This window comes from Methylocystis sp. (assembly GCF_050246715.1).
GTDB lineage: Bacteria > Pseudomonadota > Alphaproteobacteria > Rhizobiales > Beijerinckiaceae > Methylocystis.
On sequence record NZ_JBFWVN010000049.1, the window covers coordinates 1 to 24,775 of the forward strand.

22 protein-coding genes and 1 pseudogene are annotated in these 24,775 nt (G+C 62.3%); 11 read left to right on the forward strand and 12 right to left on the reverse strand.

Translation table 11 applies throughout. The annotated features are described in order from the left end of the window. Positions 1-445 precede the first annotated feature (445 nt). Entirely contained in the window at positions 446-1,141 is a 696-nt protein-coding gene (locus AB7I51_RS14025; protein ID WP_428404933.1) for a YggS family pyridoxal phosphate-dependent enzyme, read from the reverse strand. A gap of 191 nt (positions 1,142-1,332) precedes the next feature. Here AB7I51_RS14025 and AB7I51_RS14030 point away from each other — a divergent pair, with 191 nt between their 5' ends. The 4 genes from AB7I51_RS14030 (at position 1,333) to holA (ending at position 6,425) form a co-directional block, all read left to right on the forward strand. Beyond that, the gene (locus tag AB7I51_RS14030; protein WP_428404932.1) at positions 1,333-1,893 is read left to right on the forward strand and encodes an HdeD family acid-resistance protein; all 561 of its coding nucleotides are present in this window, start codon (positions 1,333-1,335) and stop codon (positions 1,891-1,893) included. Between the two features lie 141 nt (positions 1,894-2,034). Then, on the forward strand, positions 2,035-4,671 hold the full coding sequence (gene leuS, locus AB7I51_RS14035; protein WP_428404931.1) for a leucine--tRNA ligase: 2,637 nt from the start codon (positions 2,035-2,037) through the stop codon (positions 4,669-4,671). 157 nt (positions 4,672-4,828) lie between these two features. After that, positions 4,829-5,371 carry a hypothetical protein gene (locus AB7I51_RS14040; protein WP_428404930.1) on the forward strand — a complete coding sequence of 181 codons (543 nt, stop codon included), beginning with the start codon at positions 4,829-4,831 and terminating at the stop codon, positions 5,369-5,371. A 25-nt stretch (positions 5,372-5,396) separates the two neighbouring features. Next, positions 5,397-6,425 (forward strand): DNA polymerase III subunit delta, encoded by a 1,029-nt coding sequence (gene holA / locus AB7I51_RS14045; RefSeq protein WP_428404929.1) that lies wholly within the window; start codon positions 5,397-5,399, stop codon positions 6,423-6,425. Here the strand turns inward: holA and AB7I51_RS14050 are convergent, their stop codons facing one another. From AB7I51_RS14050 to purS, 3 genes are all read right to left on the reverse strand, one after another. After that, on the reverse strand, positions 6,426-6,785 hold the full coding sequence (locus AB7I51_RS14050; RefSeq protein ID WP_428404928.1) for a DUF1428 domain-containing protein: 360 nt from the start codon (positions 6,783-6,785) through the stop codon (positions 6,426-6,428). Between the two features lie 80 nt (positions 6,786-6,865). Continuing rightward, positions 6,866-7,555 (reverse strand): phosphoribosylformylglycinamidine synthase subunit PurQ, encoded by a 690-nt coding sequence (gene purQ / locus AB7I51_RS14055; protein WP_428404927.1) that lies wholly within the window; start codon positions 7,553-7,555, stop codon positions 6,866-6,868. An 87-nt stretch (positions 7,556-7,642) separates the two neighbouring features. After that, positions 7,643-7,879 (reverse strand): phosphoribosylformylglycinamidine synthase subunit PurS, encoded by a 237-nt coding sequence (gene purS, locus AB7I51_RS14060; protein WP_409979938.1) that lies wholly within the window; start codon positions 7,877-7,879, stop codon positions 7,643-7,645. Between the two features lie 175 nt (positions 7,880-8,054). Here purS and AB7I51_RS14065 point away from each other — a divergent pair, with 175 nt between their 5' ends. Then, positions 8,055-9,167, forward strand: coding sequence for an AI-2E family transporter (locus tag AB7I51_RS14065; RefSeq protein WP_428404926.1), 1,113 nt, complete (start codon positions 8,055-8,057; stop codon positions 9,165-9,167). A gap of 24 nt (positions 9,168-9,191) precedes the next feature. Here the strand turns inward: AB7I51_RS14065 and purC are convergent, their stop codons facing one another. Both purC and AB7I51_RS14075 read right to left on the reverse strand, forming a co-directional pair. After that, positions 9,192-9,986 (reverse strand): phosphoribosylaminoimidazolesuccinocarboxamide synthase, encoded by a 795-nt coding sequence (gene purC / locus AB7I51_RS14070; RefSeq protein WP_428404925.1) that lies wholly within the window; start codon positions 9,984-9,986, stop codon positions 9,192-9,194. A 377-nt stretch (positions 9,987-10,363) separates the two neighbouring features. Further along, positions 10,364-10,633 (reverse strand): hypothetical protein, encoded by a 270-nt coding sequence (locus AB7I51_RS14075; protein ID WP_428404924.1) that lies wholly within the window; start codon positions 10,631-10,633, stop codon positions 10,364-10,366. Positions 10,634-10,966: 333 nt separating this feature from the next. Here AB7I51_RS14075 and AB7I51_RS14080 point away from each other — a divergent pair, with 333 nt between their 5' ends. From AB7I51_RS14080 to AB7I51_RS14090, 3 genes are read left to right on the forward strand one after another with little or no spacing between them, the layout of a single operon-like run. Further along, complete coding sequence (locus AB7I51_RS14080) at positions 10,967-11,290, forward strand: DUF1476 domain-containing protein (protein WP_428404923.1); 324 nt, start codon at positions 10,967-10,969, stop codon at positions 11,288-11,290. 45 nt (positions 11,291-11,335) lie between these two features. Beyond that, positions 11,336-12,328 carry a tyrosine recombinase XerC gene (locus AB7I51_RS14085; RefSeq protein ID WP_428404922.1) on the forward strand — a complete coding sequence of 331 codons (993 nt, stop codon included), beginning with the start codon at positions 11,336-11,338 and terminating at the stop codon, positions 12,326-12,328. 46 nt (positions 12,329-12,374) lie between these two features. After that, positions 12,375-12,992: a hypothetical protein gene (locus tag AB7I51_RS14090; protein ID WP_428404921.1), complete on the forward strand. Its 618-nt coding sequence runs from the start codon at positions 12,375-12,377 to the stop codon at positions 12,990-12,992. Here AB7I51_RS14090 and ribB read toward each other — a convergent pair. After that, positions 12,967-14,088, reverse strand: a complete 1,122-nt coding sequence (gene ribB / locus AB7I51_RS14095) for a 3,4-dihydroxy-2-butanone-4-phosphate synthase (RefSeq protein ID WP_428404920.1) — start codon at positions 14,086-14,088, stop codon at positions 12,967-12,969. The genes AB7I51_RS14090 and ribB overlap by 26 nt on opposite strands. A 201-nt stretch (positions 14,089-14,289) precedes the next feature. On the opposite strand from ribB, the gene AB7I51_RS14100 reads away from it, so the two are divergent. Further along, positions 14,290-15,042, forward strand: a complete 753-nt coding sequence (locus tag AB7I51_RS14100) for a phosphodiester glycosidase family protein (RefSeq protein WP_428404935.1) — start codon at positions 14,290-14,292, stop codon at positions 15,040-15,042. Here AB7I51_RS14100 and AB7I51_RS14105 read toward each other — a convergent pair. Together AB7I51_RS14105 and AB7I51_RS14110 are read right to left on the reverse strand one after the other, a co-directional pair. Beyond that, on the reverse strand, positions 15,039-17,816 hold the full coding sequence (locus tag AB7I51_RS14105) for a valine--tRNA ligase (RefSeq protein WP_428404934.1): 2,778 nt from the start codon (positions 17,814-17,816) through the stop codon (positions 15,039-15,041). The two genes, AB7I51_RS14100 and AB7I51_RS14105, sit on opposite strands and share 4 nt — an antisense overlap. A gap of 390 nt (positions 17,817-18,206) precedes the next feature. Beyond that, positions 18,207-19,424: an LL-diaminopimelate aminotransferase gene (locus AB7I51_RS14110; protein WP_428406282.1), complete on the reverse strand. Its 1,218-nt coding sequence runs from the start codon at positions 19,422-19,424 to the stop codon at positions 18,207-18,209. Positions 19,425-19,726: 302 nt separating this feature from the next. On the opposite strand from AB7I51_RS14110, the gene AB7I51_RS14115 reads away from it, so the two are divergent. Together AB7I51_RS14115 and AB7I51_RS14120 are read left to right on the forward strand one after the other, a co-directional pair. Next, on the forward strand, positions 19,727-19,891 hold the full coding sequence (locus AB7I51_RS14115; RefSeq protein ID WP_428404918.1) for a hypothetical protein: 165 nt from the start codon (positions 19,727-19,729) through the stop codon (positions 19,889-19,891). A gap of 406 nt (positions 19,892-20,297) precedes the next feature. Continuing rightward, positions 20,298-21,113, forward strand: coding sequence for a DUF4239 domain-containing protein (locus AB7I51_RS14120; RefSeq protein ID WP_428404917.1), 816 nt, complete (start codon positions 20,298-20,300; stop codon positions 21,111-21,113). A 170-nt stretch (positions 21,114-21,283) separates the two neighbouring features. Here the strand turns inward: AB7I51_RS14120 and AB7I51_RS14125 are convergent, their stop codons facing one another. From AB7I51_RS14125 to AB7I51_RS14135, 3 genes and pseudogenes are all read right to left on the reverse strand, one after another. Continuing rightward, positions 21,284-22,528, reverse strand: coding sequence for a serine hydrolase domain-containing protein (locus AB7I51_RS14125; protein ID WP_428406283.1), 1,245 nt, complete (start codon positions 22,526-22,528; stop codon positions 21,284-21,286). Positions 22,529-22,846: 318 nt separating this feature from the next. Then, a complete protein-coding gene (locus tag AB7I51_RS14130) occupies positions 22,847-24,640 on the reverse strand; it encodes a hypothetical protein (RefSeq protein WP_428404915.1) in 1,794 nt (597 codons plus the stop codon). Positions 24,641-24,661: 21 nt separating this feature from the next. Continuing rightward, a pseudogene (locus tag AB7I51_RS14135) lies at positions 24,662-24,775 on the reverse strand (IS5/IS1182 family transposase); the annotation flags it as partial.

The window sequence follows — 24,775 nt, forward strand, 5'->3', positions numbered from 1 at the left end:
CGACTTCGAACGCTACGCCACGACCGTCGCCGCCTTCGTCAAACTCGCTATGATCCGCATCATGCTTAAACGTCTGACCCGTGCAACGTCTTGTTCATGAATCCAAACTTTTCGGATCGGCTCTCAGGGAACCGCATACCACAGAATTCTGTATAATATACATTCCTCACGGGGGCGGCGGCCAGGGTATGTGCAACCGCCACAACGGAGAGGTGCCAGGAAAACATAAATGTTAGGAACAATGGCCAATGAGCGCCGAGAGTTAACCAAGTTCCACGCAATCGCCCTTGAGGGTGAGGGTCGAATTGCGAAGCAACGCGGAGCGGGAGGCCATTTCGACTTATTGTCGTTGAGGCGCCGCCCAATAGGCGTTTGTTTGACGCCAGCATCCCACTACCTACGCAGTCATCCCACTCGGACCGGCTACGTCGTCCGACCCACCCCCTCAAGAGGAGGGTGGGCTGCTGGTTGATGCCGGATAATTCCGCTCGCCCATGATCGCCGAGCCGACCCGGACATAGGTCGCGCCGAGCTGTATCGCGAGTTCGAAATCGGAACTCATGCCCATCGAGAGTTCGCCGATCCCGTTGCGCGCGGCGATGTCGGCGAGCAGCGCGAAATGCGGCGAGGCCTGCTGGTCGACCGGCGGCACGCACATTAGGCCCTCGATCTGCAGCCCGTAATTGTCGCGGCAGGCCACGAGAAAACTGTCTGCGTCTTTCGGAAGCACGCCGGCCTTTTGCGGCTCGGCGCCGGTGTTGACCTGCACGAACAGCCGCGGGCGCTTGCCCGTCCGGGACATTTCCTCGGCAAGCGCTTTGGCGATCTTCTCCCGGTCGACGCTTTCGATGACGTCGAAGAGCTCCACCGCTTCGCGCGTCTTGTTCGATTGCAGCGGGCCGATGAGGTGCAGTTCGATATCGGGATATTTTTCGCGCAGCGTCGGCCATTTCGCCGCCGCCTCCTGAACCCGGTTCTCGCCGAAAATCCGGTGACCGGCCTCGAGCAGGGGAAGGGCCGCTTCGGCCGGAAATGTCTTGGTGACGCAAACGAGGCGGACGGCGCGAGGATCGCGGCCGCAGTCCGTTGCGGCGCGGCAAATCGTTTCGCGAGTCGAAATAAGGCGGTCAACGGCTCTCATGGAACGGGAAAATCGCGATTTTAGCGAAAGGGTCAAGCGCCAAAGCTTTTGCGCTTTTGCGGTGCGGAACTTCGTCCAGTCCAGCGCGTTAAGCTTACGGCGGCAAAAAGATGCGGGGTCGCCGCGACAGTCAAGATTGAGAAACGCTGCCGCGTTACCAATTATCATGCCCACAGCATTGGAGGCCGACAATGGTCAATGACAGCCTGATTTACGGCGGCGCGACGCATTTGCATCATCTGCGCCGCAAATGGGGATGGATCGTCGCGCTCGGCGCGCTGATGCTCATTGGAGGCCTGTTTGCGCTCTATCACGTCACGACCGCCACGATCGTGACCGTGATCTATGTCGGCGCGGCGATGCTCGTCGCCGGCGTGATGGAAATCATCACCGCCGTGCAAATCCGGCCTTGGGGCAGGGCGCTCCTCTGGGGCGTGATCGGCATCATCACGATCCTCGCCGGGTTCTTCACCTTTCAGCATCCCTGGCTGGCCGCAGTGTCGCTGACCGCGCTGATCGGGGTCGCGCTGATCGTCGCCGGCCTGTTCAAGCTGATCCTCGCCTGGCAAATCCGCGACGTCGGCCCCTGGGGCCTGGTGGCCTTTTCGGGCGTGATCAGCGTCGCGCTCGGCGGCATGATCATGGCGCAATGGCCGATGTCGGGCCTTTACATCCTCGGCCTTTTCCTTGCGATCAATCTGATCTTCGAGGGTGTCAGCTGGATCACCGTTGGCCTTTCGGCGAAGGCCTGAGCGTGAAGGAATTTAAGAGGGGCTGGCCTTTCGGTCCCTCTTTTCGCGGCCCCGAGGCCGCCGTCCGCCCTTTGACATCCCACTAACCGCCCGGCATTAGAGGCGCGATCCCTAAAGCCTTTGACCGGACGCGCCAGCAAGATGAGACCCGAACGCTATAATTTCGCCGAAGCGGAGCCGCGCTGGCAAAAAATTTGGGAGGAAAAGCAGTCTTTCAAAGCAGGCGACCGGCCGGACGCCGAAAAATATTACGTGCTCGAGATGTTTCCCTATCCCTCGGGCCGGCTGCACATGGGCCATGTGCGCAACTACTCGTTGGGCGACGTCGTCGCCCGCTTCATGCGCGCCAAGGGCTTTGATGTCCTGCATCCGATGGGGTGGGACGCTTTCGGCCTTCCCGCGGAAAACGCCGCAGCGCAGACCGGCGCCCATCCGGCGCAATGGACCTACGCCAATATCGCCGCCATGCGCGCCCAGCTCAAAACTCTGGGCCTCTCGCTCGACTGGTCGCGCGAAATCGCGACCTGCGATCCCGAATATTACAAGCATCAGCAGAAGCTTTTCCTCGATTTTCTCAAGGCCGGCATCGTCGACCGCAAGAAGTCGAAAGTGAATTGGGACCCGGTCGACATGACCGTGCTCGCCAATGAGCAGGTCGTCGACGGGCGCGGCTGGCGTTCGGGCGCGCTGATCGAGCAGCGCGAACTGACGCAGTGGTTCTTCAAGATTACCTCCTATTCGGAAGAACTGCTCGCCGCGCTCGACGAACTCGACCGCTGGCCCGACAAGGTGCGGCTGATGCAGCGCAACTGGATCGGGCGCTCGGAAGGCATGCTGGTCCGCTTCGCGCTCGCCGAGCCGCTTGGCGAGGCGCGCGAGATCGAAGTCTTCACCACCCGCGCCGACACGCTGTTTGGCGCGAAATTCGTCGCGCTCGCTGCCGACCATCCGCTGGCCAAGGCCGCTGCCGAGGGCGACCCCGCGCTTGCCGCCTTCGCCGAGGAGTGCCGGCGCGGCGCGACATCAGCCGAAGCGATCGAGACCGCCGAAAAGATGGGCTATGACACGGGGCTACGGGTCGTTCACCCCTTCGATCCGAACTGGACGCTGCCGGTCTATGTCGCGAATTTCATCCTGATGGATTACGGCACGGGCGCGATTTTCGGCTGCCCGGCGCATGACCAGCGCGATCTCGATTTCGCGACGAAATATGGGCTCGGCTTCAAAGTGGTGGTTTGCCCGGAAAGTCTCTCAGCTCAAGAACTCGAAAACCAGATCGCCGCAAGCGGCGAAGCCTTCGACGCCGACGACAATCTGGTCAATTCCGGCTTTCTCGATGGGCTCGCCGTGCCGCAGGCGAAGGAAGAGGTCGCCAACCGCCTGACGACGACGGCGTTGTTCAACCGGCCTCAGGGCGAGCGGAAGGTGAATTTCAAGCTGCGCGACTGGGGGATTTCGCGCCAGCGCTATTGGGGCTGCCCGATCCCGATCATCCATTGCGAGACCTGCGGGCCGGTTCCCGTTCCCGAGGGCGATCTGCCGGTCAGGCTGCCGGAAGACGTGTCCTTCGATCAACCGGGCAATCCGCTCGATCGCCATCCGAGTTGGAAGAACGTCCCCTGTCCCTCCTGCGGGGCGCCGGCGCGACGCGAGACCGACACGATGGACACTTTCGTCGACTCGTCCTGGTATTACGCGCGCTTCGCCGACCCACATAACGAAACGGCGCCCGCGAGCGCCGAGGCGGTCGCGCGCTGGCTGCCGGTCGATCAATATATCGGCGGCATCGAGCATGCGATCCTGCATCTTCTCTACTCGCGCTTCTTCGCCCGCGCGACGCGCGACTCTGGCCATGCCGCGGTCGCGGAGCCGTTCGCCGGCCTCTTCACCCAGGGCATGGTGGTCCACGAAACCTATCGCGCGCCGGACGGCCAATGGGTGGGCCCTGACGCGATCCGCGTCGAGGCCAAGGACGGCGGCCGCCGCGCCTTTCTCCTCGACGGTGATGTCGAGATCGAGATCGGCCCGATCGAGAAAATGTCGAAGTCGAAGAAGAACACGGTCGACCCGGACGATATTGTCGCGAGCTATGGGGCCGATACCGCGCGGCTTTTCGTTCTCTCCGACAGCCCGCCCGATCGCGACGTGATCTGGTCGGACGAAGGCGCTCAGGGCGCCTGGCGCTTCGTCCAGCGCCTGTGGCGCTTGACCGGCGAACTCGGCCGGGTCGCGGCGCCGGTGGGCGCCGAGCCGCCGGCGGGGTTTCACGATCTAGCGCTCGCCGTACGCAAGGCGACGCATCGTTCGATCGCCCAGGCGAGCGAAAATATCGAGCGGTTGCGCTTCAACAGCGCGATCGCCCGCATCCGCGAATTCGCCAATGAGCTGACGAGCGCGCTCGACGCCGTGACTGAAACCCCGGTTCCGGCCGATCTCGCCTTCGCCTTTCGCGAGGCGGCGGACGCGCTCATTCGCCTCGTCGCGCCGATGACGCCACATGTCGCCGAGGAATGCTGGGCCGATCTGGGCCACGAGGGCATGGTCGTCGAGGCGCCCTGGCCCATCGCCGATCCTGTCCTTGTGGCGCAGGAGATGATAAGCCTGCCGGTGCAGGTCAACGGCAGGAAGCGCGCCGAAATTCTTGTCGCTCATGACGCCGACGAAGAAACGATTCGCAAAGAAGCTTTGGCGCAAGATGGAGTTCAGCGGGCCATGGAGGGCAAGCCGCTGAAGAAATTCATTCTGGTTCCGAAAAGGATCGTCAATGTGGTGGTTTGAAACCGCATGTCGCGCGTCCCAGGCTTTGCGCGTTTCGTGCGATCCACAAAGCCCTCACCCTGAGGAGCGCCTGAAAGGCGCGTCTCGAAGGGTCGAGGGCTCCTCATCGCGCCTTCTGGAGCGTCCTTCGAGACGCCCGCTGCGCGGGCTCCTCAGGATGAGGTTCCTGGTTGTGATGGCCGCTTTTTCTGTCGCCCTGCCGCTCGCCGGCTGTCTTCAGCCGCTTTACGCGCCGGCGGGCTTCGGGCTTGACTCAGCGCCGCTCGCGGCGGAGCTGCAGTCCATCCAAGTCGACGAAATTCCCCAGCGCATCGGGCACTATGTCCGTAATGAACTGATCTTCGGGTTGAATGGCACGGGTTCGCAGCCGCCGCCGCGCTACCGGCTGATGGTGACGCTGCGCGAGCGCGTGCAGACGCCGATTATCGACACGGTGACGGGTCGCGCCACTTCGGCGACGGTGATCGTCGACGCCGAATACCGGCTTGTCACCGTGCCTCAGGAGATCGAGGTGACGAAGGGCATCGCCTTCAATGTCGCGAGCTACGACCGTTTCTCGAACCGTTTCTCCAATGTGCGCGCCGCGCGCGACGCGGAAATTCGCAACGCGCGGGTCATCGCCGAATCGATCCGCACCAGAATCGCCACCGTGATGGCGGCGCGGATGGCGTCCGCCCCGCCGCCTGTCGTCCCCAATTGACGGGAGAAGCGGGCAATAGCGCATCATGACGGCGGTCAGGAGTCGCGACGCTGAACGCTTCGTCGCCGCGCCGCCCGAGGGCATTTTCCTTTTTCTCGTCTATGGCGCTGATTCCGGCATGGCGCGCGAACGCGCGCTCGCGCTCGTCGACAGGCGCGTCGACGATCGCCGCGACCCGTTCCAATTCGTCGAAATGAGCGGCGACGCCGTCGCCGCCGACCCGCTCGCGCTGCTCGATGAGGCCAACACCACGCCGCTCTTTGGCGGACGGCGCGCCATCCTTGTTGAGACCGGCGCGAAATCGGTGCTTCCGGCCCTCACTTCGCTCATCGCCGCGCCGCCAGCGCATTGCACGGTGGTGCTGACGGCCGGCGCGCTGAGGCGCGACTCGCCGCTGCGCAAGCTTATCGAGAGCGCAAAACAGGGGGCGGCGATCGAGTGCCAGCCGGACGCCGAGGCGGATTTGCAGGCGCTGATCGACCGCAGCCTGCGCGAGGCCGGTCTTGTCGCCAGTCCCGAGGCGCGCAGCCTGCTGCTGGGCGCGCTCGGCGAGGACCGGCTGATGAGTCGCGCCGAGCTTGCAAAGCTCGCCCTCTACATGCACGGCCGCGAACATGTCGAAGCCAGGGACGTCGAAGCGATCGTGGCCCATGCCTCGAACATTGCGTCGGATCGCGTCGTGACGGCGGCGTTTGGCGGGAGCGCGGACATCGGCGCGGCGCTTGACGCCTATTTTGCGCAGGACGGCGATGCGCAGCCGCTTCTCATCGGCGCGCTGCGCTACGCCGTCGCGCTGCACCGAGCGCGTCTCGCCATGGAGCGCGAGGGCGGGCGCCCCGCCGCCGGCGTCTCCGCGCTGATGCGCGCCGGCTTCGGCTTCATGCATCGCGCGCTGATGGAGGAGCAGCTCAAGAGCTGGTCGTCGGCGCGACTCGGCGCGCTGATCGAGCCGCTGCGCGCCGCGCAGACGCGGGCGCGCGCCAACGCCGCCATTGCGCAGATGGAAGCCGAGCGCGCGCTGTGGAATGTCGCGAAAGCCGGCGCTCGGCGATAGTCAGCCCGCGCCTTCGTCCAGCAGAATATCAAAGCCGCCGAAGATCATGCGCTTGCCGTCGAAGGGCATTTCGCCGAGCGATTTCATGCGCTCATCGTCGTACATCTTCTTGTGGGCTGCGTCGCGAATCTCCTTTGACGGCCAGACGATCCAGGAGAACACCACCTGCTCGCCTGCTTGCGCCGCGACGGCGCGCTTGAAGTCGGTGAGCTTGCCGTCTGGAATGTCGACGCCCCAGCATTCGACAAGCTGCAATGCGCCGAATTCCTTGAAAATCGGCCAGGCGCTGGCTGCCATTTTCTTATAGGCGTCCTTGTTTTCCATGGGCACGGGAATGACGAAGCCGTCGACATAGCTCATTGCGCCGCTCCTTCTGGCTGACATGCCATTGACGCCGCGTCGGAATACACGCAAATCGCGCGTCGACGATGACGGCCCGTTCAAGCCGCGCTGGCGAGGCTTTCGAAAAGGGCGCGGCCGTCGATTCCGCCGACCAGCGGGTCGATGAGATTTTCCGGATGCGGCATCAGGCCGAGCACATTGCGCCCGTCCGAATAGATTCCAGCGATATCATTGCGCGAGCCGTTCGGATTGGCCCCGCCGCCGACCTTTCCTGCCGAATCGCAGTAGCGGAAGGCGACGAGGCCGTCGCCTTCTAACCGTTCGATCGTGGCGTCGTCGGCTTCGTAATTGCCTTCGCCATGGGCGATGCAGACTTCGATGATCTGGTCCTTGGCGTAATGGCGGGTAAACGCCGTGTCGTTGCGCTCGACCTTGAGATGCTGCATCCGACAGACGAAGCGCAGATTGGCGTTGCGCATCAGCACGCCGGGCAGAAGGCCGCTTTCGCAGAGAATCTGGAAGCCGTTGCAGACGCCGAGCACCAGGCCGCCGCGCGCGGCATGCGCGCGCACCGCGTCCACGATCGCGGCGCGGCCGGCGATGGCGCCGCAGCGCAGATAGTCGCCATAGGAAAAGCCGCCGGGCAATACGACGAGGTCAGTCCCGGCGGGCAATTCATGGTCGGCGTGCCACAGCATCGAGGGCTCGCGCCCGGTCGCTTGTTTGAGCGCGCGCGCCATGTCGCCTTCGCGATTGGAGCCGGGAAAAACGACGACGGCGGCTTTCATGGGCGTGTCCTGAGCGGCAGGTCGGCAGGTCGGCAGTCGACAGTCGGCGCTTTTCCGACTGCCAAAGCCCGACTGCCGATGATCGCCTCACACATCGATCTGGTAATTTTCGATCACCGTATTGGCGAGCAGCTTCTCGCACGCTGCCTGCAATTGCGCTTTGGCGGCGTTGGCGTCGGCGCCGGCAAGCTCCACGTCGAACACCTTGCCCTGCCGCACGCTTGCGACGCCTTCGACGCCGAGCGATTTTAGCGCGCCTTCGATCGCCTTGCCTTGCGGATCGAGAATGCCTGATTTGAGGGTGACGACGACGCGGGCTTTCATCGGCTGAGTCCCATGGCGGATGGAAAAGACTGTTAATGGGCGCAGCGCAAACACGCAATCTCACCTGCTGAGATATTCACCAGATCGCCATCAATCTCGGCCAAGCTGCAGCTCGCGCTCCAACCGGTTGGCGCAGGCGCATTGTCTGTCAGAGCTCTGGAGATAAGATCAAGTCATGGCTTTCCAACGTCCATCGATTCTCTGGATCGCGACCGCTGCAATCGTCGCCGCAACGATCTTCTTGTTGCGCGAAATCTTGACGCCCTTTTTCGTCGGGATCGCTCTTGCTTATCTGCTTGACCCGCTCGTCACTCGACTGGAGCGTTTCGGATTGGGACGAGGCGTCGCGGCGCTTGGAATCATCAGCCTTTTCTACGCCGCGATCATCACTTTGATCGTCGTTCTCGCGCCAGTTCTCGGCGAGGAGATCGCGATTTTCGTCCAGAAGGTCCCTGGCTATCTCGCGCAACTCCAGGCCTTGGCGACAGATCCAAGCCGGCCCTGGATGCGCAAGATCATCAGCGAGGGGCTGAGCGAAGCCCAGCAGTCGACGGGAGAACTGGCGACCCTCGGCGCCAATTTGGGCGCCAATCTCTTGCGCAAGCTATGGTCGGATGGCGGCGCATTGGCGTCGATTTTCTCCTTGCTCGTCGTCGCGCCGATCGTCACCTTCTATTTGCTTATTGATTGGGACGGAATCATCGCGATGGTCGACAAGATGATTCCCGCAGCGCACCGGGAGACCGTGCGGACCTTGGCGCACGAGATTGATGAGACGATCGGCGTTTTCCTGCGCGGCCAGGGGCTTATTTGCCTCATTCTCGCTTTGTATTACGCCGTGGCGCTCAGCTTTACGGGCCTCAATCATGCGTATCTGATTGGCATCGTCTCAGGCCTAATCAGTTTTATTCCTTATTTGGGCCTGCTTACCGGCTTGGTGTTGTCGATTGGCGTGGCGCTTCTTCAATTTTGGCCGAGCTGGAATTCGATTCCGTTGATAGCGGGAATTTTCATAGTCGGACAATTAGTTAACGACAATCTATTGACGCCCCGTCTCGTCGGCGCGCGCGTGAATCTCGACCCGCTTTCGGTCATGTTCGCCATCGCCGCATTCGGCTATTTGTTCGGCTTTGTCGGTCTGCTCATCGCGGTGCCATTAGCGGCGACGATCGGCGTGATTGTGCGCTTTATCCTGTCGCAAGGTCTGGAAACCTCCTTAGACCAGGCGTCGGAGCAGAACGCCGTCGCGGCAAATCCTCCGCCGAAGAAAGGCCGTTGGTGGTTCTGACCGATATGGAGCCCTGCGGCTAGCCTACTCCACCAGCTTCGGCGCGCCGGTGCGGATCGTCTCGTTTTCCTGCATCACGCCGAGACGGCGCGCGACTTCGGTATAGGCTTCCACCAGTCCGCCCATATCGCGACGGAAGCGGTCCTTGTCGAGCTTGTCGTTCGACTTCATGTCCCACAGCCGACAGCTGTCCGGAGAAATCTCGTCAGCGACGACGATCCGCATCATGTCGCCTTCCCACAGCCGTCCGCATTCCATCTTGAAGTCGACGAGGCGGATGCCGACGCCGAGGAACAGCCCGGAGAGGAAGTCGTTGACGCGGATGGCGAGCGCCATGACGTCGTCGATCTCCTGCGGGGTCGCCCAGCCGAAGGCGGTGATGTGCTCTTCCGAGACCATCGGGTCGTCGAGCGCGTCGTTCTTATAGTAGAATTCGATGATCGAGCGCGGAAGCTGCGTGCCTTCCTCCATGCCGAGGCGCTTGGCGAGCGAGCCGGCCGCGACATTGCGCACGACGACTTCGAGCGGAATGATCTCCACCTCGCGGATCAGCTGTTCGCGCATGTTCAGTCGGCGAATGAAATGGGTCGGAACGCCGATGCTGTTCAAATTCTGGAAGATATATTCGGAAATCCGGTTGTTCAGCACGCCCTTGCCATCGATCACCTCGTGTTTCTTCGCATTGAAGGCCGTGGCGTCGTCCTTGAAGTGCTGAATCAAAGTGCCGGGCTCCGGGCCCTCATAGAGGACCTTGGCCTTGCCCTCGTAAATGCGGCGACGGCGGTTCATCGGGATCAACCGGGGCTTGAGAAAATCCATGGGGTGGGCTTGGCTCCTCCGAAGTCGTGTCCGCATGCGGCCGCCCGTTGCGGGCGCGTGGCCTCAAGGAGCGGCGGCGGGCAGCGCCCGGGCCGAAGATTACAGTGCTCCTAGCGTCTTTAGTCGCCAGTGACAAGCCGACATCGCATTCTATCGCATAGAGAAAGACGATACAATGAGACCGACAGGGTGGCGGCGGAGCGTTACCGTGGCCCTGTCATTTCGTCTCGCGCGCCTACGCCTATTTTTTGGGCGCCAGACTGGGCCGCTCACTTTTTGAAGATGCCGGGCGTCCTGTCGTCCGCTCAAGCCAAAGCGTCGGCGGAATTCGCGACGGGCGCAAGAAAGCGGCCACCGCAGCGCGCGTTTCGTTGGCTCTACTTCCAGCCCGCCTGTTTCTCGCAGTCTTTTCGAGCTTCAGGATTGGACTTTTCCCATTCGGTGACCGAGCGCGTCTCGCTGTCGTCCATCTTCTCGTTCATGCAAATGCAATAGGCGCGGATGATGGCGGGCGTCCCGCCTTCTTCGTCCTTGTTGTCGCTAATGCATTGATTGATCCATTTGAGATCGTCGCTGTTCATTTTCTGAGCGAGCGCCGGCCCGCCAAAAGCCAAGGCGCATATGACGGCGATTGCAAATTTCCTCATCGATTACTCCCCCAGCCTGATCCGACGATCGGACGCCGAAGCGTAGCATTTGGACGAGGATTGGCGAGCCGGCGCGGCCTCGCTTGCGATTTTTTTGCCGGGCTCGCCTGTCCGCGCCGCGGTTGAACCGCGCCACTCTCGGCGCCCCGCTTCTTTCGCGCGCAGGGAGAGCGCCGCGGCAAGCCCGCGCGCGATCGGCTGAAATCGGGCGTTTGGACGCAGTCGAGATCGCGCCTACCGGCATTGGCTTTGCGCGCGAATGCGCCTATATCGAACCCGAGCAGACGCTTTTTTGCGTCGCCCTCCCCACAAAACAGCCCGCCGAGGATGCACGTGAGCACTTTCGACCAGCGCGAAGACTCCTTCGAGAAACGCTTTGTCCATGACGAGGAGCTGCAGTTTCGCGCCGAGGCGCGCCGCAACAAGATGCTCGGCTTGTGGGCGGCCGAAAAGCTCGGGAAAACTGGCGCCGAGGCGCAGGCTTACGCCGAAGCGCTGGTCGCGGCCGAGGTCGCGGCCGACGCCAATGAGCGGGTCGTGGCGCAGGTCAAGAAGGATTTCGAGGCGGCGGGCGTAAGCCAGTCCGAGCATCAGATCCGCCGCACCATGGACGAGATGCTGGCTAAGGCGATGGTGGAGATCAAGACCGGCGAATAGCCGCGGTTTTCCGCATTGTTCATTTTCTCGGGCGACAGTCGCGCGATGCGAGATTCGTCCCTGAAAGCGCCGCGACAGAAGCCGCTTCCCGACGCCGCTTGCTTTTCGGCCGCGCCGGCGATCGCTAAAGAAGCGGCGTCGTGGCTGAGCTATCTTGCCGGCGAGCGGCGCGCCTCGCGCCATACCGTCGAGGCCTATGGCCGCGACCTTGCGGCGTTTCTTTCCTTTCTCACTGATCACCTCGGGGCGCGGCCCGACGCCGCCGAGCTTAAAGCCCTTCAGCCGGCGGATTTGCGCGCTTTTCTGGCGCAGCGCCGCCGCGATGGACTGGAGAGCCGTTCGCTGCTGCGGGCGTTCGCCGCCGTGCGAAATTTTCTGCGATTTCTTGAGAAGAAGGGCTTGGCCCGCACCGATGTTTTCGGCGCGGTGCGCCCGCCCAAGCGCCCGCACAGCCTGCCCAAGGCGCTCACCGTGACCGACGCCCGCGACATCGTCGACCCCGCGCAGCGGGCGGGCGAGGCGCGCGAGCCCTGGGTCATCGCCCGCGACGCCGCCGTGCTGGCGCTGCTTTACGGGGCCGGGCTGCGGATTTCAGAGGCGCTGTCGATCGCGCGCGACGAGGCGCCGGTCGGCGCCGCCGATCGGGTCACGATCCTGGGGAAGGGCGGCAAAAGCCGGACCGTGCCGGTGATCGCGCCGGTGCGCGCGGCCGTCGAAGCCTATATCGCGCTCTGTCCCTGCGACCTTGCCGGCGGACCGCTGTTCGTCGGCGCGCGCGGCGGGCCGCTGTCGCCGCGCATCGTGCAACTCGCCGTCGAGCGCCTGCGCGGCGCGCTCGGCCTGCCCGACAGCGCGACGCCGCATGCGCTGCGCCATTCCTTCGCGACGCATCTTCTGGGCAAGGGCGGCGATCTGCGCACGATCCAGGAATTGCTCGGCCACGCCTCGCTGTCGACGACGCAGATTTATACCGCCGTCGACAAGGCGCGGCTCCTCGACGCTTATAGGTCAGCCCACCCGCGCGCGGATCGAGGTTGAAGGCCTGACGAGCTGCTACCCTCCCCCTCAAGGGGAGGGTGGAGTCGTGAGAAAGGGAGCACGCATGTTCGGCCGGGCGTTGCGCGTCGCGTTGATCGTCTTCTTAGCGGGCGCCGGCGTTTTGGCGAGGGCCGCCACGCCGGATGGTTGCGCGGGCGAAGCCTGCAAGGGCGTTTTCGCCGTCGGCCCCTATCTCGTGGCTTTCTTCGCGACCCAAGCCAGTGAAGACGGAACGGCGCAGCGCTATGACCGGGAAATCCCGAGATTCGGGCCGACCGTTTTGAATCTTGAAATCGTTGGGCGCGACGACGATCCGACGCGTCCGCGGCCATTCGAGGACGTCAAGGACCTCGACATCGAGGCGCGACTCTATTGGGCGAGAAACGACCTCAAAACCCCCGAACTCTTAAAGACCTATCAGGCGCATGGCGTCGCGTCGCTCTCCTTCGATTATGATTTTTCCGAGGACGGCAAATATGTCGTCGCGGTGAGCATTCGAAAGCCGGACGGCGTCGAGCATCAGGGCGAACATATTTTCTTCGTCATCGCCTCGGCCGACTCCGGCCTTCCCATCGCCGGCGCCGCCTCGCTTTTCCTGCTCGGCTTCGCCGTCCTTGTCTGGCGGCTGAGAAAACCGCTCACTCCACCGGCTCGACGGCGGTGATCTCGATCCCGAAGCCCGAAAGCCCGACGAAGGCGCGGGGCGCCGAGGATGAGCGGAGGCGGATCGAGGAGACGCCCAAATCCTTCAAAATCTGGGCCCCGAGCCCGACGTCGAACCATTGCCGCTTGCGCGTCTCTTCGGCGTTTTCCTCGCCCCTTCCGACGATATTCGCCGGCACGCCGGCGGCGCCGTCGCGCAGATACACCAGCACGCCGCGTCCTTCGCGAGCAAAACGCGCCAGAGTCTTCTTGATCGTCGGCGCGCCGCACATCACATCGGAGATGATGTCGGCGCGATGCAGCCGCGTCGGCACGTCGCGCCCGTCGCCGATCGCGCCGAGCACGAAGGCGAAATGCTGCACGCTGTCGAAGGGCGTCACATAGGCGTGGCCGATCATTTCGCCGGCGTCGGTGGCGACGGGAAAGGTCGCGACGCGCTCGACCAGTTTCTCGCGCCCCTGCCGGAAGGCGATGAGATCGGAAACCGACACGAGCTTGAGATCATGGGTCCGGGCGAATTCTTCGATCTGGCCGCCGGTCATCACCGTGCCGTCGTCATTGGCGAGTTCGCAGATCACGCCGACCGGCGGCAGGCCGGCGAGCTTGCACAGATCGACCGCGGCTTCGGTATGGCCGGAGCGCATCAGCACCCCGCCATCCTTGGCGATCAGCGGAAAGACATGGCCGGGCCGCACGAAATCGGCCGCGCCCATATTGCCGTTGGCGAGCGCGCGCACCGTATTGCAGCGCTGCTCGGCGGAAATGCCGGTGGTCAGCCCATGGCGGGCGTCGACCGAGACGGTGAAGGCGGTGGCGAGCGGCGCATCATTTTCCGCGACCATCGGCGCGAGATGGAGACGGCGCGCTTCCTCGATCGTCAACGGGGCGCAAACGATTCCGCTGGTATGGCGGATGATGAAGGCCATTTGTTCCGGCGTGCAGAGCGATGCGGCGATGACGAGGTCGCCTTCATTTTCGCGATCGTCGTCATCGGTGACGATGACCATCTCGCCTCTTGCGACGGCCTCGACAGCCTCAGTGATGGAATGGGACAATGAGAACTCCGGGACGCGCCGATTGCGGCGCTTGCCTCGCATATCTAGCCTCGCCGCGACGTGGTTTCAAACGGGTCGTCGCACGCCATTCGTCCGTCGCCGTTTCAGCCGTCACTGCGCGCCGAAGGCAAAGCAATCCAGAATGCGCCTCGCGGCTCCGGTTTGCTTCGTCGCTGCGCGCCTCGTAATGACGTGATAAGCGGAAAGGAGGCTCGGTTGCTCAACGCGGAATTGAAGAACCATATGCTCTCAAGGTTCTCGAGGATTCTGGCCGTCGCAGCGCTCGCGCTCCTTTCGCCGCCCGCGACCGCTAATCCAAGCCCTTGCGCCGAAGTCGACGGCGCTTACACTGTATGCGACTTCGATGCGCATAAAAGCGACATTCGGCTTTTTCTACGCAACGAGACAGGCGAGACCTATGGCGACTTTTCCAGCTTGGCAGGCGACCTCGCGCGCAGAGGCGAAACGCTCGCCTTCGCGATGAACGCCGGCATGTATGCGGAAAACCGCGCGCCGGTCGGCCTCTATGTCGAGAGCGGCCGCACGCTCAAAAGCGCCAATACGCGTCCGGGCCCAGGCAATTTCCACATGAAGCCGAATGGCGTGTTCTGGATCGACGGGTCGCGCGCCGGCGTGACCGAGACGGCGCATTTCCTGAAAAGCCGGCAGCGTGTCGAATTCGCCACCCAATCAGGTCCGATGCTCGTCATCGGCGGGCGCATTCATCCGCGCATTCACGAAGAAGGCATGTCGCGCAAATTTCGCAACGGCGTCTGCGTTCAGGACGGTCATATCGCGCGCTTCGCGATCTCCAACCGGCCGGTGACGTTTTACGAATTCGCTCGGCTGTTTCGCGATCGGCTGCATTGTCAGAACGCGCTCTTTCTCGACGGCGGCGCGGCGTCGGGACTCTATGCGCCGTCGCTCTCGCGCCATGATCGCTTCCTGCCGGCGATGGGGCCGATCGTCGGCGTCGTCGAAAAAGCCGAGCGTTAGCTCAATCGCGCCAGCGCCGCGTTGAGCTTGTCGATGCGCGCCGCAGTCTCTTCCCGACGCTCGCGGTGCTCGTCGATCACCTCTTCGTCGGCCTTGGCGAGGAAGCCTTCATTGGCGAGTTTGGCGTCGAGCTTCTTCAACTCGGCTTCGAGCTTGGTCGTTTCCTTCGCCAGCCGAGCCCTTTCGGCGCCGAGGTCGATCACGCCTTCGAGCGGCATGGCGGCGACGCCGCCGCGCACCAGAATCTGCGCGGAAGATTTCGGCGCGGCGTCGGCGAAACCAAGGCACGAGAGCCGCGCGAGCTTGCGGATCGTCTGGTCCCAGCGCGTCGCGCGCGCTTTCAGCGCCGCGTCGGCGCCGATCAGCAGCAGCTCGGTCTCGCTCGTTAAGTTCATCTCGGCGCGCAGCGAGCGCACTTCGGAGATAAGGTCGACCACCCAGCCGATTTCCTGTTCGGCTAGAGCGTCTTCTAATCCTTCGAGCGAAGGCCAGGCAGCGAGCGCCAGCAGGCTCTCGCGCGTGGGTCCCTCGGCGCCCTTGATCGCCCACAGCTCCTCGGTGAGGAAGGGCATGAAGGGATGCAGCAGCGCGTAGATTTGATCGAGCGTGAAGGCGACAGTCGCGCGGGTCTCCTCCTTCTGCGCGCCATCAGCGCCTTGCAGCAGCGGCTTCGCCAGCTCGACATACCAGTCGCAGAAGACGCTCCACACGAACCGATAGACGGCGTTCGCCGCATCGTTGAAGCGATAGGCGTCGATCGCCGCGCTGACTTCCGTCGCCGTTCGCGCCGCCTCGCCGACGATCCAGCGGTTGAGGGTGATTTTATTCGCATGCGGATCATAGCCGCTGACGCGCGCGCAGCCGTTGAGTTCAGCGAAACGCGAGGCGTTCCAGAGCTTCGTCGCGAAATTGCGATAGCCTTCGACGCGCTGCGTCGACAGTTTGATGTCGCGGCCCTGCGCCGCCATCGCCGCGAGCGTAAAGCGCAGCGCGTCGGCGCCATAGTCGTCGATGAGGTGCAGCGGGTCGATGACATTGCCCTTCGACTTCGACATCTTCGCGCCCTTCTCGTCGCGGACGAGGGCGTGGATGTAGACGTCGCGGAAGGGGACTTCGTCCATGAAATGAAGGCCCATCATCATCATTCGGGCGACCCAGAAGAAGATAATGTCGAAGCCGGTGACGAGCGCGCTCGTCGGATAGAAGCGCGCAAGCTCCGGCGTCTTCTCCGGCCAGCCGAGAGTCGAGAAGGGCCAGAGCGCGGAGGAAAACCAGGTGTCGAGAACGTCTTCGTCGCGCCTTAAGAGCGAAGAGGTTGACCCGGCCGCGACGATGTCGTCGGCGGTTTCCTCCGACATAGTTCCGTCGGCGACATATTTGCGCAACGCCGCAATGATCGCTTCCGCCTCGGTCTCCTCGACAAAAACGTCGGTGGGGTCATTCTCGTGGTTCGGACCGTACCACGCCGGAATGCGATGACCCCACCAGAGCTGTCGCGACACGCACCAGGGCTGGATGTTTTCCAGCCACTCGAAATAGGTCTTTTCCCAATTCTTCGGGACGAAAACCGTCTTACCTTCGCGCACCGCTTTGAGCGCCGGCTGCGCCAGCGTCTTGGCGTCGACATACCATTGGTCGGTCAGTCGCGGCTCCAGCACCGCGCCCGAGCGGTCGCCATGCGGGACCATGTGCTTGTGATCGTCGACGCCGTCGAGAAGCCCATGGGCCTCCATCATTTCGACGACCAATGTTCGAGCTTTCTCGCGCGGCTTTTCCTCAAGCAGCGAGATCAACTGTTCAGTATCGCCTGACGGTTCGACGCCGTACCAAAAGTCCGCGTTTCCTTTCAGAGTCACGCGCGCTTGCGCGTCGAGCACATTGACGAGCCGCAGCCCGTGCCGCTTGCCGACCTCGAAATCGTTGAAGTCATGCGCCGGCGTGATTTTCACCGCGCCGGTGCCCTTCTCAGGATCGGAATAGTCGTCGGCGACGATAGGAATGAGCCGCCCGACGAGCGGCAGACGCACGCGCTTGCCGACGAGCGGTTTGTAGCGTTCGTCTTCCGGATGCACGGCGACGGCGGTGTCGCCCAGCATCGTCTCGGGTCGTGTCGTCGCCACGACGATATGGTCGCCGGTCTCTTTTCCGGCGTCGTCGACGATCGGATATTTGAAGCGCCACAAGTGGCCCTTCACTTCGACCTGCTGCACTTCGAGATCGGAGATCGCGGTGTGCAGCGCCGGGTCCCAATTGACCAGCCGCTTGTCCTTATAGAGCAGCCCTTCGCGATAGAGCTGCACGAAGACTTTGACGACCGCGCGCGACAGGCCCTCATCGAGGGTGAAGCGTTCGCGCGACCAGTCGCAGGAGGCGCCAAGGCGCTTCAACTGCTCGACGATTTTGCCGCCCGACTCCGCCTTCCATTCCCAGACGCGCTCGACGAATTTCTCGCGGCCGAGCGTGCGGCGATGCTCCTGGCGCTCCATCAGCTGGCGCTCGACCACCATTTGTGTGGCGATGCCGGCGTGGTCGGTGCCCGGCTGCCAGAGCACGTCGTCGCCCTTCATGCGGCGATAGCGCACCAGAATGTCCTGCAGCGTATTGTTGAGCGCATGGCCCATATGCAGGCTGCCGGTGACGTTCGGCGGCGGAATGACGATGGAATAGGGGTTCGCCCCGGCGCGTTCGGGCCGCCCGGCGCGAAAGGCCTGCGCCTCCTCCCATGCGTCGCGGATGCGCGATTCGATGGCGGCGGGATCGAAGGTTTTTTCCATGGTCATCGGGGCAAGCAGAGGCAGGAAGGGCGTAGATCCCTCCCCATTGCGGGGAGGGCGGACCCGCGAAGCCGGGCCGGGTGCGCTTCTATACGCAAAGAACTCGCGCGCGTCGAAGTCGGCGCTATAAAATTTCAGCCACCCCTGCAGCCGAAGCGCCCCGCCGGGCGCGCCCGTCACCCCGCAGGGCTTCGAAGTCAGGTTAATTCGCCTTACTTTCAGCCGTCATGCCCGCGCTTGTCGCGGGCATCCACCTCGGACAATCGAGAAACGCATCGCGTGGAGGCGGCATGTTTGACGCATGTTCTCGAAAGCGTCGTTGCGTGGATGGCCGCGACAGGCGCGGCCATGACGCGGCGAGATGACGTCTCGTTAACCAATATTCGGAGGTCACCCCCGCGCGGCGAGCGGCACGACATTATGGAGCTGCGTATCCGCCGTCTCGAAGAAGCGGCGGAGATTACGCGCCGCCTGACGGATGCGCTGCTCGTTCTCGACCAGTGCGAGGCGCACGAAACCCTCGCCATGCTCGCCGAATCCCTCGCCCGGCGCCACCGCGAGGTCCGCCTTCTCGATCAGCAGTTTTGAGAATTCGAGCGTCGAGATGTGGCGGAAGCGCTCGGGCGCTGGCGCCCAGGCGAACATCGAGGCGCGTGGCGCCGGAATCGGCCAGCCCGCCTGGGCAAAACTCTCGACCATCACGTCGCGCCGCCGCTTGTAGATCGCGCGCATCTCGCGCACGCAATCATCCGACCCGTTGAGCGCCGCGACCGCCGCGACCTGCACCGGGGTGAAGGCGCCGTAGTCGAGATAGGACTTCACCCGCGCCAGCGCCGACAGCAGCCGCTCATTGCCGACCGCGAAGCCGATGCGCCAGCCGGCCATCGAGAAGGTCTTCGACATCGAGGTGAATTCGACCGTCGCATCCATCGCGCCCGGCACCTGCAGCACCGACGGCGGCGGATTGTCGTCGAAATAGACTTCGGCATAGGCGAGGTCGGAGAGCACGAAAATCTCGTGCTTCTTCGCGAAGGCGACGAGGTCTCTGTAAAAATCGAGCGACGCCACTTCCGCGGTCGGATTGGAGGGGTAGCAGACGACGACCGCGATCGGCTTGGGGATCGAGTGGATGATCGCGCGCTCCAGCGCCACGAAATAGTCGGGCGTCGGCGCCGAGGGCACCGAGCGGATGACGCCGCCGGCCATCAGAAAGCCGAAAGCGTGGATCGGGTAGGACGGGTTCGGCACCAGCACCACGTCGCCCGGCGCGGTGATCGCCTGCGCCATATTGGCGAAGCCCTCCTTGGAGCCCAGCGTCGCCACGATCTGCGACTCGGGGTCGAGCGCCACGCCGAAACGGCGGGCGTAATAGCCCGCTTGCGCCCGCCGCAGCCCGGCGATGCCCTTACTGGCTGAATAGCGGTCGGTGCGCGGCTTGCCGGCGGTCTCGACCAGCTTGTCGATGACATGCTTGGGGGCGGGGAGATCCGGATTGCCCATGCCGAGGTCGATGATGTCGGCATGGGCGGCCCGCGCCTTGGCCTTGAGGCGGTTCACCTGCTCGAAGACGTAAGGGGGCAGACGCTTGATGCGATAGAAATCCGACATTCTGTGTTTGTTCCGGAGGGCGCGAAGCGGGAGTTTAGCATCTCTCAGCGCGCGGGGAAGGGCGGCAAAACCTCTCCCCGCGCGCGGGGAGAGGTCGAGCGAAGCGAGGGTGAGGGGCCGAGGCATGTTGCGCAATGATGCGAAGGCCCCGAGTCCGACTCTGCGATCAGCGCGGCGCAAAACCCTAAAAACCCGTGGGCCTCTCCCGGCAAGCGGGTGGGGCGGCGCCCTTGCCCCCTCTCAGGCTGGCTCTAACTCCCTATGACGCCTCTATGTGGCGAGGGGCGGATGTGATGGAGGATATGATGATATCAGCCAGAGAACACATGACGATGGCGGCGTTGGGCGGCATGGTCGGCGCGGCCTTGGGCGCCGGAATCGGCGGCGCGCTCTTCGGCCTGCCGGGCATTCTCTCCGCCGCCGTGCTGGGCGGCATCGGCGGCGCCATCTTCGGTTCGTTTCTGTAATCGAGAGGCGACGCCGTCGCTCTCATGAGACATAAGCGCCGCGCTATCTGGGCGCGGCGCTTTCGCGAGGTCTGCAAATCTTTTGCATTACAGTTCACTGGCGAGCGCCGCGTCCCGCGATGATGGACAATCGCTTTCCTAACGCATGCCGCACACATGCCGCGCGAGTTTTGATTTGCCCAACCGGCGCCTCGCGCGGCTGCGGGCGAGCGGCTCGAAATGGCGGTTCATGATGCCACTGGCTCAAACTTGAGCGGGATCGACGCCAGAGCGATAAGGCGGCCAGGGTTGACCAAGGCCTCCCCAACATCCAGCCTCCCCGCGGGTCAGCTTAGGGCGGACCCTTTGGACTTGCTCCGCTTCCGAAACTTTGTACGCGGCAACAAGAAGCTGACAGGAGAGCTCCTTGAGCGGGATCGAAATTTTGAATGCGCTGTCCGCCTGGACAATCGCAGTGCTTGTCCTCGGAGGTTGCGTTTGTTTCAGCGTCGGCCTTCAGCTCTTGGCGCGTTGGCGCTTCGGCGTCGAGCTCTTGGCGGCCAATCATGAGGTAGCTGGGTTCAAATATGCGGTCGTCGGAGTCGCCTACGCTGTGCTCCTTGCCTTTGTCGTGATCGTTGTTTGGAGTGAATTTGAACGAACCGGGCGAGCCGTCCACGCCGAAGCTGAAAGGCTCTTCAATCTACATCGAGTCTCTTTCAACTTTCCGGATGAAACTGGTCAAAGGATGCGGCGCGCCCTCATCTCCTACGCTGTCGAGGTGCGCGATAAGGATTGGCCGCAGATGGAAATTGGTCTTCGGGGCAGCCCGGCGGTCGCAGAATCCCAAGCCCGGTTAAGCCGCGCGATCGGGCAGAGCAACCCCGAAAGCCTCGGGCTCCTCCCGAGCGTCATGCATGCCATCAATCTCATGCAACAGATATCTGACTATCGACTGGAAAGGTTGTCCGATGTTGGCGGCCAAGTGAAGCCCGTGATTTGGGGAGTTTTGTTGTTTGGCGTGATAATTACTCTGGCCTACCCCGCATTCTTTGCGACGAGATATGTCACCGCGCAGATCCTGATGACCGCGGGGCTCGCCGCGATCATCGGCTCAACCTTATTTCTGACGATAATTTTGAATTATCCGTTTTCGGGACCCGAGAGGTTAACGTCCAAGCCAATCAGCGACGCTATTCAGCGAATGCTGACAGACAATGGGGATGAACTTGAGATGCGTTGAATGAACAGCGCGTTATTTTTTTGGACTCGGACGAGGAAGGCAGCATGAGCGCCGCCATCAGAGTCGACCGCCATCCCGCCTCAGCACCCTCAAAGCGAACGCAGACATCGAGGCCGTTCGCTGCGCACGTCCCCTCCCAGGGGTAACGCGAACACTCAGCGGGATTAACATCATCGCCGCTTGCGCGAGCGCGTAGCCGCCCTCGGCCTTGGCTTCTTGACGATCTCGTAAAGCGCATTGACGGCGTCGCCCAACTTGTCGGCGCCTTCGGGCGGTTGCGTATTGGTCTGGACGGTGATCATCAGATCCTGGTCGGCAATCCAGACATAGATCGTCCGATAGCCGAGACTTTCGCCCTCATAGAACCATTGCGCGCCGAGTGGCCCCAGAATCTTGCGGGCCAACCCGAGGGCGAAGCCCCCCGGGTCATCGGCGGACACGCTCGCGATCGGCTCGCCTGTTTTAGTCGAGACGAGTTCAGTCCATTCCTGCTCCTGCTTCGGCGGAACCACCTTCCCGCCGAAAACCGCGCGCATCCAGCGATCGACGTCGCGGGCGCTGGAAACGGCGCCGCCCGCCGATTGCATCCAGGAGGCGCTCATCTCGCGCACGTCCCGCCCGACGATCGGAAGGTTCCACGATTCCTTACACTGAGGTTGGTAGTCCGTGCAGGCTTTATTCTCGAAGTAGCCGTGCGACAGGCGCTTGATGACCGGCTCCGGATAGGCGCTGGCCTCGTAGAACGTCGAGGTGAGGCCGAAAGGTTCGATCACCAGCTGATGGACGAGATCGGTGAACGACTTGCCTGAAGCCTTCTCGGCGACCATGGCGGCGAGAATGTAATTGGTATTCGAATAGTGATAGCCCTTGCTCGCCGGCAATTGATTGGCGGCGCTTGGATAGGCGGCGTCCACCAGCTCTTTGAGGGTGAAGGCCCGCATTGGCTCCTGCGCCCACGCCCGGGACATCCACTCGGTCTCTGAATAGTTGGGAATGCCGCTCGTCATGTTGAGGAGGCGGCGGATGGTAACGTCCTTCCACGCTGGATACTCAGGCAGCCACTTGCCGAGCGTGTCGTCGATCGAGAGCTTTCCCGCCGCCTCGAGCTTCAGGATCACCGCGACGGTGAATGACTTCGACGTGCTTCCCATCTGGTAGAGCGTGTCTTGGTCAACGGGCCTCGCGTCGGGATCACGGCCGACCTTCCCGGCAAAGGCTTCGATCGCCGGTCCGGTAGCGCCAAAGCTGATATAGGCGGCGACGCCGGTAACCTTTTCGATCGGCGCTCGCGCCGCAAGCCACGCGTCAAGCGCTGACTGAACTCTGTCGACCTGGGTTGGCGCGGCGGCCGACGCCGCTGTCGCAAGGACAACCGCGCCCGCTCCAGCCAGAACCCTAACAAGCCCATTCGTCATGTCATGCCCCCTTGCGAGAAACGCCATCTTCACAGGCTACCTATCGAACTTTCGCGGCCTTGGGCGCCGGAATCGGCGCCGCGCTCTTCGAGCTGCCCGGCGTTCTCTCCGCCGCCGGCACCATCTTCGGATCGTTTCTGTAATCGAGAAGCGACGCCGTCGCGCTCATGAGACATAAGCGCCGCGCTATCTGGGCGTGGCGCTGCGGTGAGGTCAGCAAATTCACTGGATCACATTTTTGGTTCTGCGCTTTGCTTATTTGGTAGGTCCAACAAGCGCTGGTGCGGCGACCTTGCACTTCGCTTTGTTCGAATCCGCTCACTCGTCGACGTCGTCGAAGATCGACCGCGCTTCCAGTGGGTGCGGAACATTATTTTTACCACGATAATAATCGTCCGGTTCTCCCGCGGCTTGCGCTTCGGATTGTAGCGTCTCAACGACTTCGTCGATCTTGCTGATGCCATTCTCGATCCATGCCAGTGCGAGCGGATCATCGTCGAAAGCCTCGGCATAGTCGGTAAGGGCCGTTTTGAAATGACTAAAATAATCCTCCGGGTCTTCGCTGCCCGAGTAGTTGTCCTGCCACACGGAGATCTCCCTATCGAGTTTTGGCAGAAGCTCCTCTCGCACTTGAAAAAGTATTTCTTTGATCTCCACCTGCGAGACAAATTCAACGACGCTCGCTTTTAGAAATCCAGCGTCCGGTGTCCTCATCGCCAGCTCGCGAACCACTTCAAGGTGACGAAGACGCTCCGCCTCTGGCAGCAAGCCTACCCTGTGCAACTTGTTGATGATATCGATGTCGGATACAGCATAAAAGTATGATGATACGCGCAGGCCGGACGTAAACTCACGGTTGCGTTCAAGAAATCTTTCGAGAAAAATGGTGCCGCAGCGGAAAGCTAGAAAGCGATTCACCGCGTTGCAATTCTCCCAACGTTCGGCAGAGAAATGTTCAATACGGCTCATCAAGCCGTCGTAACGGTCGATCGGCACCTCCACCTTGGTGCCCCCAAGTTGCGTGTCGCCACAGGCGATCTCCGAGAAAAGTTGTCGAACAGGCGTGCCTGCCAAATAGATACCCATTAGCTCGCGATCTTCCGAAACGAGCCCAGCAAATGCATCGAGAATCGTGGGATGCTTTGCGCGCCATGTATGAGCGGTCTGCTGTTGAACGCACATCACAAGGCTGCCATCCAGCGCGACAAGTGCCTTTATTACGTCAGCCTGCGTCGCGCCGAGCATGGCGATGGCTGTTTTTTCTTCTTCGCCTAACGCTATTGGGCTAGCCAGCGAACCGCCCCGCATAAACACCAGAGCAATTGCCGCGCGACTGCCTGCATCGAGAGTTCGTATTACTTCCTGAAGTAGCTCAACAGGACGCTCCACAAAGTCATTCAGCCCACTTGAAGTTAGGCGCAGCTCTTTCGTAAAGGCAGGATTTCCCAGTCTGCGAGCGATTTCGGGGCTGAATCGCGTATGGCCGGCGACGGCGCTCAGGTGAGGTTTGACGCTTTTCTTGAATTCGCTTGGCTGAGCGCCCAAGCGAATATGATTGTATAGAATCTGCTCGCGCTCGTCTTTCGAGAGTTGCTCAACGCGGATAACGACCTGAGACTCGTTTATAATGGGAAGTGCGGATTCCTTCAGGAGGCTGCGCGCATTGCGATAAATATAATCGCGCGAGGTAAAAACGAATTTGGCGCCACGCCGTATCGCTGCCCGTACATGAGGGAAGGCGTTATTCCATTGAAGCGTTGTCTGCCAATCAAGTTGCGTCGCGCCGAATGCATCGTCAACCCAGAAGAATTGCTTTGGCTCATGGGGGTTTGAATGCTCAACAAAATCGTTGGCGTCGCGAGCCTTGATTGTCGAGCAACCCCACTCATCCAGCGCGCCGAGCGCTAATGCCGCTGCTATCGACGATTTTCCGCACGCAGGCTCGCCCAGCAAAAGGACAAAGCCGTGTTCGACGACAGCCTTGGCGCTGCTTCGATAGGCATCGGTAACGACGAACTTTGTCAGATCGTCACCGAGCGCACTAAGAATTTCTTGCGCTTGGTCGTACGCGCGATGATCGAGTATTTGGCCGAGGTCGCCAAGGCCATACACTCGCGGAACTAGGCTCAGGACTCATTGATTGAGGAAGAAGGCGACGGCTGCGGCGATACAGATTGCCGAGAAGAAGGCGTGCGCGCAACGGTCATAGCGGGTGGCGATGCGCCGCCAATCCTTGAGTTTGGCGAA